Annotated in this window: 7 protein-coding genes; 5 read left to right on the forward strand and 2 right to left on the reverse strand. The window is 30.9% G+C overall.

The window, feature by feature from the left end:
* Positions 1-18 precede the first annotated feature (18 nt).
* Positions 19-1620: an EVE domain-containing protein gene (locus tag MKZ17_RS03905; RefSeq protein ID WP_340722490.1), complete on the forward strand. Its 1602-nt coding sequence runs from the start codon at positions 19-21 to the stop codon at positions 1618-1620.
* A gap of 492 nt (positions 1621-2112) precedes the next feature.
* On the opposite strand, the gene MKZ17_RS03910 is transcribed toward MKZ17_RS03905, so the two are convergent.
* Positions 2113-3282 (reverse strand): tyrosine-type recombinase/integrase, encoded by a 1170-nt coding sequence (locus tag MKZ17_RS03910; protein ID WP_340722491.1) that lies wholly within the window; start codon positions 3280-3282, stop codon positions 2113-2115.
* Positions 3283-3327: 45 nt separating this feature from the next.
* Positions 3328-3684, reverse strand: a complete 357-nt coding sequence (locus tag MKZ17_RS03915) for a helix-turn-helix domain-containing protein (protein ID WP_340722492.1) — start codon at positions 3682-3684, stop codon at positions 3328-3330.
* A gap of 3279 nt (positions 3685-6963) precedes the next feature.
* Here MKZ17_RS03915 and MKZ17_RS03920 point away from each other — a divergent pair.
* From MKZ17_RS03920 to MKZ17_RS03935, 4 genes are all read left to right on the forward strand, one after another.
* The gene (locus MKZ17_RS03920) at positions 6964-9840 is read left to right on the forward strand and encodes an SNF2-related protein (RefSeq protein ID WP_340722493.1); all 2877 of its coding nucleotides are present in this window, start codon (positions 6964-6966) and stop codon (positions 9838-9840) included.
* Between the two features lie 14 nt (positions 9841-9854).
* Entirely contained in the window at positions 9855-12875 is a 3021-nt protein-coding gene (locus tag MKZ17_RS03925; protein WP_340722494.1) for a DNA methyltransferase, read from the forward strand.
* A gap of 14 nt (positions 12876-12889) precedes the next feature.
* On the forward strand, positions 12890-16036 hold the full coding sequence (locus MKZ17_RS03930) for a DEAD/DEAH box helicase family protein (RefSeq protein WP_340722495.1): 3147 nt from the start codon (positions 12890-12892) through the stop codon (positions 16034-16036).
* 1272 nt (positions 16037-17308) lie between these two features.
* Positions 17309-18232, forward strand: a complete 924-nt coding sequence (locus MKZ17_RS03935; protein ID WP_340722496.1) for a hypothetical protein — start codon at positions 17309-17311, stop codon at positions 18230-18232.
* Positions 18233-18542 lie beyond the last annotated feature (310 nt).

Raw genomic sequence — 18542 nt, forward strand, 5'->3', positions numbered from 1 at the left:
AGTGGCAGAGGTGAACTTATGAGTACGTGGATATTTCAAGGAAATCCTGAAAGATTTAATGTAAATGATTATTTGTTAGATAATGATGAAATTTGGTGGTCTATTAGACAAAAACATTTAGCAGAAAAAATTACAATTGGTGATGAAGTATTTATTTGGCGTTCTGATGGTGGAGAACGAGGTAGTGGTGGTATTGTTGCGAGAACTATAGCTCTTACGACTCCTGAACAGTATGTGAATGATGGAGAAGCAGCAAACTATTGGTATGAAGATGTAAGTAATGATTCGTATTTAGCAGTTAAATTACAAGTAATTGAAGTGGATGTCATAGAAGGTCTAAATAGATTAGAGTTAGCGAAGCATCCAAAATTGCAAAATTTAATGATATTACGATTAAAACAAAATACCAATTACTTAATTGACGATGGACTAGCAAGTTATTTGAGACAACTTTGGTACGGAAAGTATCTGCCACTTGATAAAGATTTTGAGATAGACAAAGGGATTGTAAAGACTAGATTTAAAGTAGTAACAGAGTTAAATCAAGTAAAGAATAATATTAAGCAATTTAATGAGGATTTGTCTGAATATGAAGAATTACGTAAACAACTAAAACAATTTCAGCAATGGTACTATGTATTAGAAATGAATCTCTTCGCTCCAAGTAAGTTTATTGGATACCAAGAGATGAAAGGGCATATGTACACAGATAAAGAAGCTATTATAGGTTTAGATGGGCGAGAAACTGTAAATGTATTGAAAGAGTATTTTATTCCGATTGATAATGAAGGCTTAAGGAAGCATCTTCAAAATCTGTTTCAAGGTGAACTAAGAAAAACCTATGAGATAAATGTCTTGAAAAGTGAAAAGCAAGTAATAGAGCTGCAATTTTCTAAAGAATATAAGGAAATAGATAAAAATCAGTTAATCAAAGATTTCCATAGAGCAATGTTAAGAATCTACGATAAATCTAAGGCTATTGGTTATACTCCATCTAAATTTAGACAAATGGTTGCTAATGAAGGTGGATTACAAACAGCTAAAAAGCTTATAGGTAGTAAACAGTTATCAGATGGGTTTGCAGAGTTAGCTCAACTAGGGAGGCTAGATTTAACTGTAGAGGCATTAGTTTTAAAGATAGAAAATACAGTACTTTTCACAGAATCAGAATTAGAAACTGCTAGAGAAAGGCTAACTCAATTAGGCTTCTTTTTAGAAATTGAAGATGATGAACATGATGACTTACTTTTGATTGTTGAAGATGACCTAGAAGCTTTGAGGATTGAAGAAGGTAACGGGATAGAAGGAGCAAAGAAAGCCTATCTTGTAAACAAATATGAGCGTAATTCAAAAAATCGTAAGAAGGCAATTAAAACGCATGGTTTAAATTGTTATGCCTGTGGATTTAATTTTGAAGAAGTGTATGGTGAACGAGGCAAAGAGTTTATAGAAATACATCATATTAAGCCGCTAAGCACTCTTGAAGAAGCTATAGAGATTAATCCCGAAACAGATTTATTTCCTTTATGTGCGAACTGTCATCGAATGGTACATAGGAGAAAAGATAATTATTTGAGTATTGAAGAACTCAAGGAGCTTATTCAAGAGCACAAGAGCTAATTCTAAAAGTGTTATGATGGCGATGCTTATTCGATAATCAGTAAAACTGTTGCTAAAACTAATTTTTTCCTGTCAAATAACATCACTTAGAATAGTAAATGGAACGGGGGAGCCAAGTGCCTATCTCGATTTTCTTGTGTATATAGGTAATGTAAGGTTATTAAGGGAGTGGTCTATATTAGTGCTCTATGTATTAATATAGATCACTCCCGATATACGCATGGAAATTGACATTGAGAGAGCGTACTGATGACACCACTTCTTAGCCATCAGCAACTTTCGAGTGGGGATATTAATAAAAATGTAAAAAGCCTGGTAGTGCCTTATCTAATAAGGTATCTGCCAAGCTTTTTTTTGATTAATGTATAAATAAAAGGGGGTAGTTTTAACGATTGCATTACTTATTGTGAAAATCTGTTTAAAGATAGAGAAAGAAAAAGTGCCAAAATACAAATGTACTTTGGCACGAATCGAGATTCAATTAACGTTCTTTTATGCAGCTCGTTTAAATGGCTTTACTAATATACCCCCTAATTCGGGAATGCAATGAATATACGTATCTACTGTTGTTGTTATGTCTGTGTGACCTAAGAAATGTTGAATGAATTTTACATCATTCGTTCGATAATAGATGCGGGTAGCACAAGAGTGACGTAAGCCATGAATTGATACAAGTTTTAATCCGTGTTGAGTTTGGAACTTTTTTAACCAGGTATTTAACTTGCTATTATTGTAAAAAGTATTTTTATTGTTTGGGAAGATAAATTGCTTATCGCCTTGATGCTCAAGACTTTGCCACTTTAATTGCTCTTCCTGAAGTTCCTTCCATTTTAATAAAGCTTGGAAAGTTTCTTCATCAATATCAAGTGTTCTTTCATACGAGTTTTTTGTGCTTTTAATATAAGGCTTATTCGATTCGTCCGTACCAATAGCTTGATGAATGCGGATTTTTTTGTTTGGAAAATCAATATCTTGCCATTGCAGTGCAAGTAGTTCCCCTTTGCGTAAGCCTAAATTTACAAACACTAGAAAAATTGCGATTTTTGATATATCATCTGTTGTTTTCAGTTTTTCAATAAATAAATCTATTTCATCAGATGTATAGAACAGTTTATTACCTTGTGCATTATCTCTCTTTCTTCCTTCTTTTTTTTCCCATACTCGTAAATCTTTGATTTTAACGGGATTTTTTATAATGAAATCGTCATAGACAGCTTGTTCTAAGCATTTTTTTAGTTCGATTGCTACCTTTGATGGTTTTTGTAATTTTTCTTTCCATACTTCAAAAGATCGCAATGTAACTTGGTGAGAAATATTTTTAAGCTTTAAATCTCCGTAAAAAGGTAGGATGTGGTTTTTGAAAATACCTTTAATTTTCCCTAAAGTACTTTTTTCGAGTGAACAATTTTGAAGATATCTTTCATAGTAAGAATGATAGAATTGCTCAAATGTAAGGTTTGGATTGTCAGTATCATTTCGTTGTAGCATTTCTGCTTGCTTTTGAGCATAAAAAGCTTTTGCTTCTGTTTTTGTTTTAAAACCACGCTTTGTAATGTCGATTTGCTTTTTCGTATAAGGATCGATACCCCCATACATTTTCACCATATAATGAGGAACGCCTCTTTTCATATATTCTTTAACTGCTTTGTCCATTGTTGTCATTAGAATGATCTCCTTTTGTGTTTTTTTTGTGTTTTCCATTATTTTTTATGCTTGTACATTTTTTAAAAAGTGATTTATTTCCGTTTTGGAAAATCGCTTGCTTCGACCAATTGAATTAAATTTAAGCCCTTCATCAATAAGCTTTTGTAAGCTTTTGTAGGAAATTCCTATATAGTCGCAAGATTCCTGAACGTTTAGCCACTCTTTAGCTGTAAACTCATTATGCTGTGCAAATGTTTCATCAAGGTTTTTATCAGGAGAAAATCCAAGCTTTTTTCCAAGGTAAGAATCAAGCTTTGTATCAAGGATCGATTCAATGTTTTTTTCAAGGATTTTTTCAAGGCTTTGAGTAATTAAGCTTTCAATTTTTTCTTCGATTGATTTTTCAATAGTTAGTTCCATTTGTTAGTTCCTCCGTAATAGGTAGTAGTGTTATTAAGCAATGAATGTTGCTAAAGTGTTAATACGACATTCTATACACTTGCAGAAAAGATGATTCAAAAAAAAGTGTCGTACACATCCAATCGGCAGTTATAAAAAATGACGCTTGTTAAATTATTACTGCGACACTCTATACACTTGCAGAAAGGATAATTCCAAAAAAAAACGTCGTACACATCCAATCGGCAGTTTTAAATAATGAAGCTTGCTGAAGCATTACTACAACACTCTATACACTTGCAGAAAAGATAATTCCAAAAAAAGTGTTGTACACATCCAATTGGCAGTTACAAAGAATGAAGCTTGCTTGCATTACTACGACACTCTATACACTTGCAGGAAAGATGATTCACAAAAAAGTGTCGTATACATGGAATTAGCTATTGATTAGAATTCTAAGTAGGGTAGAAACTAGAATTAAGATAATTAAATTGTTTACTTCTAAACATTTATATTAGGTAGCTATGGTGTTTGATTGGAAATTTAAGATTCGAGGAGAAGGATTACAGGGAGATGTTCATTTTGTAATTTAGGGTTGGAACCGACACAAAATGTCATGTTAAGTATAAGAAAGTTGATGCTAAAGCATCCGAAGTAAAGAAAGTAATTCTTAGGGCGAACTACTTACATCTATTGAGGTCTACATACCAATTTCTTTTAATTAACAGTGTTTTTATATTCCATGATACGTGCTAATAAACGTAATGGTATTAGCGAGCTTGGAGCTAATGTAATCTTTAAAGGTCGCTTGTAGTGATTCTACAATAAGTAGGCTTAGGCACGCATGAATGTACAGAGATATACCTGCTCCTAGTTCGAAAAAGGAAACGAGTGAGTGCACACATATAGGAATTTTTGTATAAAGTTTTCATATTTTAGACGCAATTGTGGCATTCCTGCTGCAAAGCCAACTAAATTCTAAGCCAATAAATTCAAACAAATAGGGGATATAAGAGCATTCAGATCAGCTGATACATTTGAGGTCTGAGTGCCTTTTTCTTTTTAATTAATAGTGTTTGGTTTTTCCATAATACGTGCCATTAAACGAAATGGTATAAGCGTGCTCGGAGTAAGAGTAATCCTTAAAGTATGCTTGTAGTAGTACGATAACAGGTAGGTTTAAGCACGGACGTATATACAGCAAAACCTGCCTCTAGTTCGAAGGGAAAAGCGAGTGTGTACACACATATAGGAATTTGTTGTACAAAGTTGTCACAATTTGGACACAATCGAAACGTGTCAGCCGTTACGTAAAGCCAACTAAACACTAGGCAAATAATTTTCAACAAATAGGGGCTATAAGGGGATTTAGGTCAGCAGCTAAATTTGAGGTCTAAATGACTTTTTCTTTTTAATTAATAGTGTTTTGATATTCCGTAGTACGTGCTAGTAAACGAAATGGTATAAGTGGGCTTGGGGCAAAACTAATTCGTAAAGCCCGCTTGTAGTAGTACGATAACAAGTAGGCTTACACACGGACGAATGTACGTCAATACCTGCACCTAGTTCGAAGGGAGAAACATCTGTGTACACACATATAGGAATTTGTTGTACAAAGTTGTCACAATTCAGACACAAATGTAATGTACCTGAAGAAAGATCAACTAAATTAAAAGCTGCAAACCAATAGGGGCTATAAGAGTATTCGGATCAGCAGATATATTTGAGGTCTAAATGACTTTTTCTTTTTAATTAACAGTGTTTTAATATTCCGTGGTACGTGATAGTAAACAAAATGGCATAAGCGTGATTGGAGTGAGAGCAACTCGTAAAGCTCGCTTGTAGTGATCCACCAACAAGTAGGTTTACGCACGTACGAATGTACAGCAATACCTGCCTCTAGTTCAAAGGAGGAAACAAGTGCGTTCACACATATAGGAATTTGTTGTACACAGTTGTCACATTTTAGACACAAATGAAATGTACCAACCGTTACGGAATGCCAATAATTGCAAACAAATAGTGGCTATAAAAACTTTCGCCCCAGCAGCCACATTAGAGGTTTAAATACCAATTTATCTTTAATTAATAGTGTTTTGATTTTATACTGCCAAATAGTTATATAACATATATTCAACTTATATCGAAAAGTCATAGGGTGCTTCTTGGATATTAGTGCCACAATTATATGGGAAATGATAAAAGTTATACATTTATACCACATATATATAACTTATATCGAAAAAGTCATAGGGTGCTTCTTGGATATTAGTGCCGCATTTATATGGAAAAGGATATAAGTTAAACAACAAATATATAACATTTATACAACAAATATATAACTTATACCAAAAGTCATAGGGTGCTTCTCGGATATTAATGTCATATTTATATGGAAAAGGATATAAGTTATACAATATTTATATAACATATATATAACTTATATCGAAAAAGTCATAGGGTGCTTCTTGGATATTAATGCCGCATTTATATGAAAAAGGACATAAGTTATATAACATTTAAACAACACTTATATAACTTCTATACAACTGTTATATAAGTTTAAAGTAAATTCAATAGGAAGAGAATGACCGAAAAAACTACAATTACATTCTTCCAATGAAAAAGTTCATACATAGTAAAATAATGTAAAAAAGTTATATAACACTTATATAACTTATGCCAAAAACAATATAAGTTACTTAACATTTATACAACTTATATAAAAAAGCCATAGAGGTTTCTTGAATTCAAGCTACATTTATAAAAAAAGAGGGATTATTGCTGGAAGGAAATTACAGGGGAAACTATTAAATAATTATTCCAGTAAAAATGGGGTTAAATAGCTATGGAAGGATTCGACTAAAAAAACTATTATTTTATTCCTCCAAGGATTTTAGCGAAAAAAAGAGAAAAAAACTCGGAAAAAATTTTTAAAATTTTTTCTCAAGAATACTTTAGTACCAAGGGTTGAGTAGCATTTTTGCTTCGGCAATATCCCCCTAACCAATCGCTTACACGTAAGGGATTGCTTACTGTATGAAGTTTTTTACATGACTTTACACTCTTTCGATAATAATTAAAAATTATATTAGTCCATATTAGTTAATAATTCTTAATTCATGATTCTTAGCTAAATTTTTCAATGTGATATTTCTAATAATTCCCTGTTAAATTACAATGTAATTAGGAGCCATATGAACGATTAAATGTTATGAATCACAATTACCGCGAATCCTGAAATAGGAAACAATTTAAACTAAATTTTAACGGTAAAAAAATCTGTAAGGAGTGTTTAAAGTGACAACACCGTATCATGCAAAATATTTTGCACATGAATTAACACGTATTACATCTGGGGAGGGGATAGAGAAGCTTTCTCAATCATTATTTGATGCAAATGTAGATTTAAATCCACATCAAATAGAAGCAGCATTATTTGCATTTAAATCACCTTTATCAAAAGGGGTACTTCTGGCTGATGAAGTGGGTCTTGGAAAAACAATAGAAGCAGGATTAGTACTCTGTCAGTATTGGGCTGAGCGAAAAAGAAAATTGATTATTATTTGTCCTGCATCATTAAGAAAACAGTGGAGTAATGAATTAGAAGAAAAATTTAATTTACCAACACTAATTTTAGAATCGTCATCTTTTAATCGATTTGTAAAAGAAGGAATGAGTAATCCATTTAATCAAAATAAAATCATTATTACTTCTTTTCAATTTGCAAACCGCAAAAAAGAGCAAATACGTTTAACTAATTTCGATTTGGTTGTGATAGATGAGGCTCATAAATTACGAAATGTGTATCAAACAAAAAATAAACTTGGAAAGGGAATAAAATGGGCTATCGAAGATTCAAAAAAAATACTGTTAACTGCAACCCCTCTTCAAAACTCACTTATGGAACTTTACGGTTTATCAACATTGATAGATGATCATTTATTTGGAGACGTTACTTCATTCCGTAATCAATATGTAAAAGGAGAACAAGATCTAAATGAACTAAGGGGTAGATTAAAAGACTTTACAAATAGAACGTTAAGATCTCAAGTGCAAGAATATATTCGTTATACGGAAAGAAAGACGATAACTGTTCCCTTTACGCCAGCTGACAATGAATATGAACTTTACCAATTAATTTCTGAATTTTTATTAAGAGAAGATACATATGCAATACCTAAACGACAAAGAGTATTAACCACACTGATATTGAGAAAGTTACTAGCATCATCATCATATGCAATTGCAAATACATTAAAAACAATTAAGGAACGTCTCTTATTACAATACAATAATCAAGAGTATCAAGATTTAACAAATCTAAGTTCTGAAATTATTTTCGATGATGAGATGGAATATGACATTTTAGAAGAACTAGAAGATGAAACAGAAGATGAAGAAATCATTGAAGATGAACCAAGTCTATCAATGGAAAAACTCAAAAAGGAAATTGAAGAATTAGAGGATTTAGAACAACGTGCCAGAATAATACAAGTGGATAGTAAAAGTAAAGCGTTACTTACAGCTATAGAAACAGGTTTTAAGGAAATGGCATCTATGAATGCTAAAAGAAAAGTACTAATTTTCACTGAGTCAAAAAGAACTCAACAATACTTGAAAGATTTTTTAGAATCAAATGGCTACGCAAACAAGGTTGTTTTATTCAATGGTACAAATACGGATGTAGAATCAAAACAAATTTACGAAAAATGGCTGATTAATGATGAAAATGCACAAAATATAAGTGGCTCTAAAACAGCTGATAAAAGACAAGCGTTAATTGACCATTTTAAAAATTATGCAGAAATTATGATTGCAACAGAGTCTGCAGCAGAAGGTGTAAACCTTCAATTCTGTTCTTTAATTATTAACTATGATTTACCTTGGAATCCACAGCGTATTGAACAACGAATTGGGCGTTGTCATCGCTATGGTCAAAAACATGATGTAGTAGTTATTAACTTCCTTAATAAAAGAAACGAAGCAGATATAAGAGTATTGGAGCTTCTACAAGATAAGTTTAATTTATTTGCAGGAGTATTAGGGGCATCAGATGAAGTATTGGGTACAATTGAATCTGGTGTAGATTTTGAAAAACGTATTTTATCAATATATCAACAGTGTAGAACGCCAGAAGAAATTAATTTAGCGTTTAAACAATTACAAGATGAATTAGAAGATCAAATAAAAAATAAGTTAGACGACACGCATCGAAGCTTACTTGAACATTTTGATGAAGATGTACATCAACGTCTAAAGATGCATGTATCGGAAACTGTGCTACATTTAGACCGTTTCAGTCAAATGTTTTGGAATGTAACATCATATATGTTGAAGCCCTATGCAACTTTTGATGAAAAGACGTACTCGTTTGAAGTGATAAAGCCTATACCATCTATTGAAAATAGTAATGGTAATTATCAATTGAAAATGAAAGAAAGATCTTTACAAAAGAAAACACATCAAGTGTATAGGCTGTCCCATCCAATTGGGGAAACTGTCCTTGAAATGAGTAAACTATTAAATACAGAATGTTATGAAGTTATTTTTAATATTTCAAATCATCCAACTAAAATTTCAGTAATTGAAAATTTAAAAGGTCAACGGGGGTATTTGATACTAAAAAAGCTAATAATTGTTTCTTATCAACGAGAAGAATATTTGCTGTTTAATGGATTTACTTTAGATGGTCAAACCGTTGAACCAGATATTTTTGAAAAAATGTTTAATTGTAATGCTGTTGTAAATGAGGATGTGAAGGTAAATCATGAATTGATGCATCGATTGAAGCAGGATAGTAAACAACATGTATCTGCAACAGTTAATAAATCGCTTGAGAACAATCACCGCTTTTTCAATGAGGAGCGAGAAAGACTAGAAAAATGGGCAGATGACATGATGTATAGCGTGGAAAAAGAGTTACAGGATCTTAAGGTGAAAATTAAAGAAGTTAAAAGAAAATCCAGACAATCCATTTCAATCGAAGAGCAGCATAAATTTCAAAAGGAACTACAAGAATTAGAAAAAATACAACGTAGGAAACGCCAGCAAATATTTGAAGCAGAAGATGAAATTGCAGAACGTCGAGATGAATTAATTAATGAATTAGAAAATCAAATGATTCAAACCACTTTCGAGGAAGAATTATTTATAATACAATGGAGAGTTGTATAATGAGGAGGAAGACCATGAGCAAACAATTAGAAAAATTTATTTCCCTGCTTGAAGAAATGTTTCAGTTTGACCAAGCAGATTTAGATTTTGGTATTTATCGAATTATGAATCAAAAACGTGAAGAAATTCAGAGTTTTTTAAAGAATGATTTAGTACCTCAAGTGAACGAGTCATTCGAAAAATTTAAAGGTTATGAAGTGGATGTAATTAAGCAACAGTTAGAACAATTAGAAAAACAATTGTCAGATATGGGTGTTGCAAAAGAAAGTTCTGAGAAATATCAATCATTATCTGCAAAATTATCACAAAGTGTAGATACTATTACTTTAGAAAATGAAGTGTATTCACATTTAACTAATTTCTTTAAGCGATACTACAGTGAAGGAGATTTTATTTCTCAAAGAAGATATAAAAAAGATGTATACGCAATTCCATATGAGGGTGAGGAAGTAAAACTACATTGGGCAAATGCAGACCAATACTACGTAAAATCATCGGAGCAATTTAAAGATTATACATTTTCATTTAATGATGGGAAAATAGTGAACTTTAAATTGACTGATGCAACAACAGAGCAAAATAATAATAAAGAAAAAGAAGATAAAGAGCGTCGTTTTATTTTATTTGAAGAGAATCCTATTATATTGAAGGATAATGAATTAACTATCCAATTTGAATATAAAATTCCTGCTATTCAGAAAAAGCAAGGTATCATTAATAAAGAAATTATTGACAAATTATCTTTAGCTATTTCTGAGGAAAAATGGAAATCAAGGTTATTTGCAGTGGAAGCTAGTGAGAAAGATAAAAATAGAACAGTTATCGAAAAACATTTAAATACTTATACTGCAAAAAATACATTTGATTATTTTATTCACAAGGACTTAGAAGGTTTTTTGAAGCGTGAATTAGATTTCTTTATAAAAAACGAAATTATGCATTTAGATGATTTAAATACAGAGAATGAAATTGAAATCGATAATTATTTAAGTAAAATTAAAGTCTTCAAATCAATAGGGTATAAGATTATCGGTTTTTTAGCACAATTAGAAAATTTTCAAAAGAAGCTGTGGCTGAAAAAGAAATTTGTTGTGGCAACCAATTATTGTATTACTTTAGATCGCATTCCTGAATATCTATATCCAGAAATATTAAATAATCAAAAACAAATAGATGAATGGATTAAATTATATAAAATAAATCAAATTCAAGATGACTTACTACAAAATGGGTTTTCTGAACCTTTAACAGTAGATTTTTTAAAGCAAAACCCATATTTAGTAATCGATACTATTCATTTTGATACTAATTTTAAAAATAGAGTTTTATCTAATTTTGATGATATTGATACAGAATTAAATGGTCTTTTAGTACATGGAGATAACTTTCAGGGCTTAAACTTAATACAAAAAAAATATAATAAAAAAATACAAGGTATTTATATTGATCCTCCATATAACACGAATGGTTCTGAAATTGTATATAAGAATGGATATAAGGATAGTTCATGGGCTACATTAATGTACGATCGTTTATCCATAGCTAAAAAATTATTAACACCATCTGCTCCTATGTGTGTAACTATCGATGAATATGCAGTAGACTTGCTTGGTTATGTAATTAAACAAAGTATGTCTAATTATAAAATTAGACCAGTAATTATAGAATATAATCATCGAGGGCGTGTGAAAAAGAATTTTGCAATAACTCATGAATATGGATTATGGGTTATCCCGAATAATGAAGATGTTATAACGAAAAAACGAGAAAATTCAGAAGACATTAAAAGGAATTTACGAAGAACTGGTACAGACTCAATGCGTACAGACTCCCCTAAACAATTCTATGGAATTGAAGTAAATAAAGAAACTTTAGAAATTGTAGGGGTTACAGATTCACTTGATGTAAACGAACCCATCCCGCAACACAATAATCCATCTACTAAAATGATTTGGCCAATAGATGATGATGGTATTGAACGTCGATGGTACTATGGCGTGAATAGAATAATGGACGATGTAAAAGAGGGTACTATATGGGCAAAGAAAATTAAAGGGAAAATACAAATTCATTATTTCCAGGCAGGAAAACCAAAAGCTAGAAAATCTATATGGTCAGGGTCTTTAATGGATTCGAGTACTTATGGATCTGAATTATTAAATGACATTTTTGGTTCAGGTAATGTAAATTTTTCTTTCCCAAAAAGTATACATGCTGTTCAAGAATCATTAGAAGCAATGTCTTTATTTAAAGAAGCTATATTTATGGACTTCTTTGGCGGTTCTGGAACTACTGGTCATGCAGTTATTAATTTAAATAGAAATGATCAAGGTAATAGAAAATATATTTTAATGGAGATGGGAAGCTATTTTGATACAACAACAAAAGTTCGTATAAAAAAGATTATTTATTCTCCAAAATGGGATAATGGAACTCCGTTAGAAAAGGGTACTAGTCATTGCTTTAAATATATTCGTTTAGAATCTTATGAAGATACCTTAAACAACATTGAATTAAGACAAACTGAGCAGCAAAAATTAGCAATAAATGAGTATATGTCTACTAATGCAAAAGAGGAGTATATGCTTTCATATATGTTAGAGAATGAATCTCAAGGTAGTTCATCTTTATTAAGTATCGATGCTTTTAATAATCCATTTGATTTTAAAATGAAAATCTCAAATGGAAATGAAATAAAAATTGAATCTATAGATTTAGTAGAAACATTCAATTATTTGTTAGGTTTACACGTTAAAACAATAGACTTTATACAAGGATGTCAATTAGTGAAAGGATATTTAAGTGATGGTGATAAAATTTTAATCATTTGGCGTAATATAGAAGAAGTATCGAATGAAGAGTTGAATAAGCTACTTAAAAAATTAGATATTAATTCACGTGATTTTGAATATAATCGTATTTATGTAAATGGAGATAATCATATTGAAAATTTAAAAGTGGATGAAAGTAATTGGAAAGTTCGACTAATCGAAGAAGAATTTAAAACACTTATGTTTGATGTAAATGATATTTAAGGAGAATCTAGGCTATGGCGAAAAAATCGAAATTTAGTGATCAGCTCGTATTAAATCAATACATGCTTGGATTATTTGGGGTAAATACATTTGCAAATCTAACAAATGAACTTAAAAGTGAACTGTTAGAGGATTTAACAGAAAATAATATCTCGAAATTTCACCAGCAATTAGTTACATATTTACCAAGTTCATCTTCTTTAACTCAGGAAATGTTAAGAAGATACGATGAAAATATTATACGATATACATTTGAAATTAGTGAAAAACGAGAAAAAAGCATTAAATGGAAGTATTTTCAATATTTAAGTTTATTGTTTACTGAGATTTACTTAGATAAATATTTTAATACAAGAGCAGAATTATTAGCTGATTTAAATGAAATATTAAGTAATATTAATCAAACCTTATCTAAAAAAGAACAAATAAACCCTTTTGTAGAAACAGATTTAAAAAAGTTGGCATTCTGGAATGCAACTGGTTCAGGAAAAACATTAATAATGCATGTCAATATAAAACAGTACCTTAACTATTTTCGCCAAAATAATGAAGGTAATCATCTTGATAATATTATTTTATTAACACCTAGTGAAGGTTTATCAAAACAGCATGAAAGTGAATTTGTTTTATCAAATATTTCGGCAAAGTTATTTGATAAAAATGAGGGGGGCGTGTTTAGACAACAGGAAGTATCCATAATTGATATCCATAAGTTGAAAGATGAGATGGGAGACAAAACTGTAGCAATTGGAGCATTCGAAGGGAATAACCTTGTATTAGTTGATGAAGGGCATCGTGGCTCTTCAGGTGAAGAATGGAAAAGTAAGCGTGAGGAATTAAGTGAAAATGGTTTTGCTTTTGAATATTCAGCCACATTTGGTCAAGCAGTGACCAAAAAGAAAGACTTATATGATGAGTATGCAAAATGTATATTATTTGATTATTCATACCGTTATTTTTACGCTGATGGCTATGGTAAAGATTATCAAATATTGAATCTAGAAAATGATCAAGATGAAAATATTAGACGGACATATTTAACCGCTGCGATATTATCTTTTTATCAGCAACAAAAAATTTATGCGGACAATCATAGGAACTTTGCAGCTTTTTCGTTAGAAAAGCCACTATGGATTTTTGTTGGTAGTAGTGTTAATTCCCTCCGTACTGTAAAAGGTAAAAAAGTTTCAGACGTAACAGATATTTTGTTATTCCTTGCTCATTTTATAAAAAATGACCATGAAAGCATTTCAATTATTGAATCATTAGTTAAAGGAAAATCAGGTCTTGTTAATTCGAATAATCAAGAAATATTTAATAATGCATTTCCATATATTGCAGAATTGAACATAACTACTGAAGAAGTTTATCTAGATATTATACAAACTTTATTCAATTCAAATGTTATGAATGCAACATTAAGAGTTGAAAAGTTAAAAGGTCAAGATGGGGAATTAGCCCTTAAATTGGGTGAGAGTGAACCGTTTGGTTTAATAAATGTCGGTGATTCAAATGATTTATGGAAGCTATGTGAACAATACCCTGAACTAATTACAACTGAACGAGATTTTTCTGAATCCTACTTTGAATCGATAAACAATAAAGACTCTTCAATTAATCTATTAATAGGCTCTAAAAAGTTTACAGAAGGATGGAGTAGTTGGCGTGTCAGTTCAATGGGATTAATGAATATTGGTAAAAGTGAAGGATCACAAATCATTCAATTGTTCGGCAGAGGAGTTCGTTTAAAAGGATATCAATATGGATTGAAACGAAGCTCAGCTTTAAATATGGTTTTACCAGATATTCAAAATATCAAATATTTGAAATATAATGAGACGCTCAATATATTTGGGATTCGTGCAGATTATATGCAACAGTTTAAAGAGTATTTAGAGGATGAAGGGATTGCGACTGAAATTGAATTTGAAGAATTAATTTTGCCAACGATTCCTACCTATGCAAAACGAAAATTGAAATTAAAAGCACTTAGATTAAAAGACGGTATCAATTTTAAATTAAATGGACCAAAACCAGAGTTAAAAAAACCAAATGGTATAGTGTTTACTTCACAAAAAGTTATACTCAATTGGTATCCTAAAATTCAATTTAAAAGTAGTCATAAAAGCAATTTGTCATTATCACCTGTTGTTTTACATGAAACGACATTTAAACCATACCATATAGGATTTATGAATATGGATAGTATCTATTTTGAATTACAACATTTCAAAAACGAGCGGACATGGCATAATTTAATTTTATCCAAACAAAAGATTTGGGAATTACTATTAGATGATAGTTGGTACGTACTTCAAATACCTGAAAAAGAAATGAACTTTAATAGTTTCAAGCAAGTTCGGTATTGGGAAGAAATAGCGATTTCTTTGTTAAAAAAGTATTGTGAAAAGTATTATTTATTCGCAAAAAAACAATATGAATCCCCGCATATGGAATACTACGAAATAGATGAAGATGATAAAAACTTCATTAATGAATATCAAGTATTGGCTGATAAAGAAAGTGAACAAACATTAATTGTAGAGTTGAAAAAACTAAAAGCTGCATTGGATAAAAAAGAATTGCTTGAAATAGAGTTTGGACAATTCAAATCATTTAAGTATGAAAATCATTTGTATGAACCATTAATTTCGTATGATGGAAAAAGCTCTACCGTGAAAATAAAACCAGTATCTTTAAACAAAGATGAACATCAATTTTTAATTGACTTACGAAATTATTATGAGACGCATTCTTCGTTCTTTAATAAAAAAGAATTATATGTGTTAAGAAATCAATCTCGTGGAAGAGGTATAGGATTTTTTGAAGCAGGCAATTTCCATCCTGATTTTATTATTTGGCTGGTTTCAGAAGGTAAACAGTTTATTACATTTGCAGATCCAAAAGGTATAAGGAATTTATCGATTGACGATCCAAAAGTGGAATTTGCTTCAACAATTAAAGAACTAGAAGCAGAGTTAGCAGATCCTAATGTGGTTTTAAATTCATTTATAATTTCTAATACTCCATTTGAATCATTGATTAACACGGGAACGACTCTTACTAAAGAAGAAATGAATCAAAAGCATATTTTATTCCAATATGATGATGAAAATACTTATATTCAAAAGATGTTTGATGCCATTAAACCAATTAGTTGATTGATTAAGTATAAAAAGGAATTATTTTTCTTTGGATAATATGATTAGCTTCAAGTACCTATTACTCTCATAATGTATAGGGATTAGATAAACCTATTTAGGGCGTTTTTGTAATAGTTGGAAATATGACAGAAGGTGGCACGATTTTAAGGGTTGTATGTCGCAATCAAATAATGAGCCAATTGCTAACTGAGCCAGTAAGCCACTTTACACTATATGTCTTTTCTAAAAGAATACTTCGGCTTTACTTGGAGTAGCGGGCATAATATTTTGATTCGGGCGTTAAACCTCCGATAAAAAGCCTTTTGAGCGAGCATTATGCCCCATGTAATGCCTACAGAATTACACACTGTGACACTTACCTTGTCCATTTATTTAAAAGGAACTCCTGTTTAATTGAGAAATCGAGCTATTTCATTTGTGAAATACAAAAGGTAGAGAAATTAGCCGATATTCTTCAAGTATGTGTGGATTCAGATGCGAAGAAAATTCTGCTACCAGCACCATCAGACCTACCTGTAAAAGTTCACTGATTTTCTATTTAGATCCGATACATGCAGTTTATAAGACATTAGGGGTGGGGTGAATATTGGCACTCAATCGATAAAGCAAAAACAGCAATCGATTGAAGAGATTTACTGACCCTGAAGAATGAATACTTAAGTCGTTCAGTGATTAGTTTGTATACGATTATTGGATGTAACAAAACAGTAAACGAGAATAGGGGTTATAAAATCCTATTTTCACCCTATATTAAATCCCTATCCTACATCATAAATGGTGTAGGATTTTTTTGCTTATTATCTTCTTCAATCATCCGTTTTTCTACTCTTAAAATGTTAGCTAAGTAACATTGAAAACAAGATTAGTGTAATGAATTTGGCATTCATTTTATGTCATAAACAGCAATGTTGCATACTCATTTTTTTGCAATATTATACATATATCTTGTCGTTAGATTATGTTGATAAATACTAAATCAAAGATTCTTCAGAAAGGTATTTCATCATATCGAAACCCCCGTGTAAAGCATAAATATTCATATTTTATGCATATCTACTTTATCGTTTATAGCATTTTTTAATTGACAAACATAGTTTGAAAAATATTTTTTGAATAGTTTCTTTGGGAACTTTGTAGAATGAAAAGTCACTTGAAATATAAGCAATTAAGAGACTTAAATAAGCCGGTAATTTGGCGTAAGAAAGAACGGCAATCCGTTGATATAACTACGTTAAATAGAAAATCACCTGACAAAAGAGGAGGGTAATTATGATTCATACAGCAGAGTTATCAATACAACTAGATTACGAACATATAAATTTTAGAAAGGATCACTTTGGCAATGAACCGATAAACAAAATTTTACACAGGCATATGATTAAAGGGGTTAGTAGTCTGGAATATTCAAATAACCTAAATGCATCTTGTAAGATGGTAATAGATATTCCCTTGATTTTAAATAAAGGGAATGTAGAAGAAAGTGATTATGAGCAAGTTGAACGTTATATTAAAAGAGCATTGAGTATCGTTTATGGGGATGAGCAGTTATTCGAGAATCATAATCTTAGTAGAGTTGATTATCGATTTGATATTGAGGTTTCCGATGAAAATATTAGGAAGATTTACTTTGAATTATTCAGGAAGTTAAAAAAGAAAAAGGCTCACTTGGAAAAAAAGATTTATTTTACTTCACAATATCATCAATGTAAAAGCATTCATACTATCTCTTATGATAAGGAAAAAGAGCGAAGAGATAAAAAAGAATATGTGGAGTTGTGGGAAAGAGGGATAATGAGATTTGAAGTGTGTGTTAAAAAAGATCATTTGAAGTACAAAAAATATAAAAAAGGAGAGCTACGGTTTTTGAAGGATTATTTTAAAAAAGAAAAATACGCCAACTATATGAACAAGTACATTTTGAACATTTGCCCTACTGGTGATTTTTATTCTTATCCTAAGTTAGAGACAATGGTTGCTGCAATGGATTTATCAACTAGAGAAAAAACAGAAATGAAAAAATTCGCAAAATATGTTTCTAAAGGAAGCTTAGATACACCTACTAAGCATTATTCAGATAGCACCTATCGAAAATATCTGAAACTGTTCAATGAGCATGGAATAAATCCGATTACGATTCCGCCTAAGTACAAGCTGGATTATTTAGAAAGCTTAGTGAAGCAGGCTGCCTCGTAAATAGGAGAAATTTCTTCAGTAAAAAGCAAAATACCATTGCTTAGGTGTACTAAGCTATGGTATTTTTATTTGCTAATAGCGTTGTCCTTTGAAATATTCAACAAATCTAGTGCATTTGATAAGATGATTTTTTTCATGTCTGTACTCAATATCAATCCGTTATAAAAAATATCCTGTTCTAGTAAAAGTGATTGCAACTCTAATTTTCCAGCTACTTTGTACATTGTTGTCCCTATTCCTTTCTAATTGTCATGAAGACACCATTTTTATTTATTTGTTTATTATAGATGGGTATTTATTGGAATATTCC

The organism is Solibacillus sp. FSL R7-0682 (genome assembly GCF_038005985.1).
In the GTDB taxonomy this organism is placed as follows: Bacteria; Bacillota; Bacilli; order Bacillales_A; family Planococcaceae; genus Solibacillus.

What these genes read in the sequence shown, in the direction of transcription:
- MKZ17_RS03905 (WP_340722490.1), top strand. Translation starts at nt 19, where the DNA reads ATGAGTACGTGGATATTTCAAGGAAATCCTGAAAGATTTAATGTAAAT.
- MKZ17_RS03910 (WP_340722491.1), bottom strand. Translation starts at nt 3,282, where the DNA reads ATGACAACAATGGACAAAGCAGTTAAAGAATATATGAAAAGAGGCGTT.
- MKZ17_RS03915 (WP_340722492.1), bottom strand. Translation starts at nt 3,684, where the DNA reads ATGGAACTAACTATTGAAAAATCAATCGAAGAAAAAATTGAAAGCTTA.
- MKZ17_RS03925 (WP_340722494.1), top strand. Translation starts at nt 9,855, where the DNA reads ATGAGCAAACAATTAGAAAAATTTATTTCCCTGCTTGAAGAAATGTTT.
- MKZ17_RS03930 (WP_340722495.1), top strand. Translation starts at nt 12,890, where the DNA reads ATGGCGAAAAAATCGAAATTTAGTGATCAGCTCGTATTAAATCAATAC.
- MKZ17_RS03935 (WP_340722496.1), top strand. Translation starts at nt 17,309, where the DNA reads ATGATTCATACAGCAGAGTTATCAATACAACTAGATTACGAACATATA.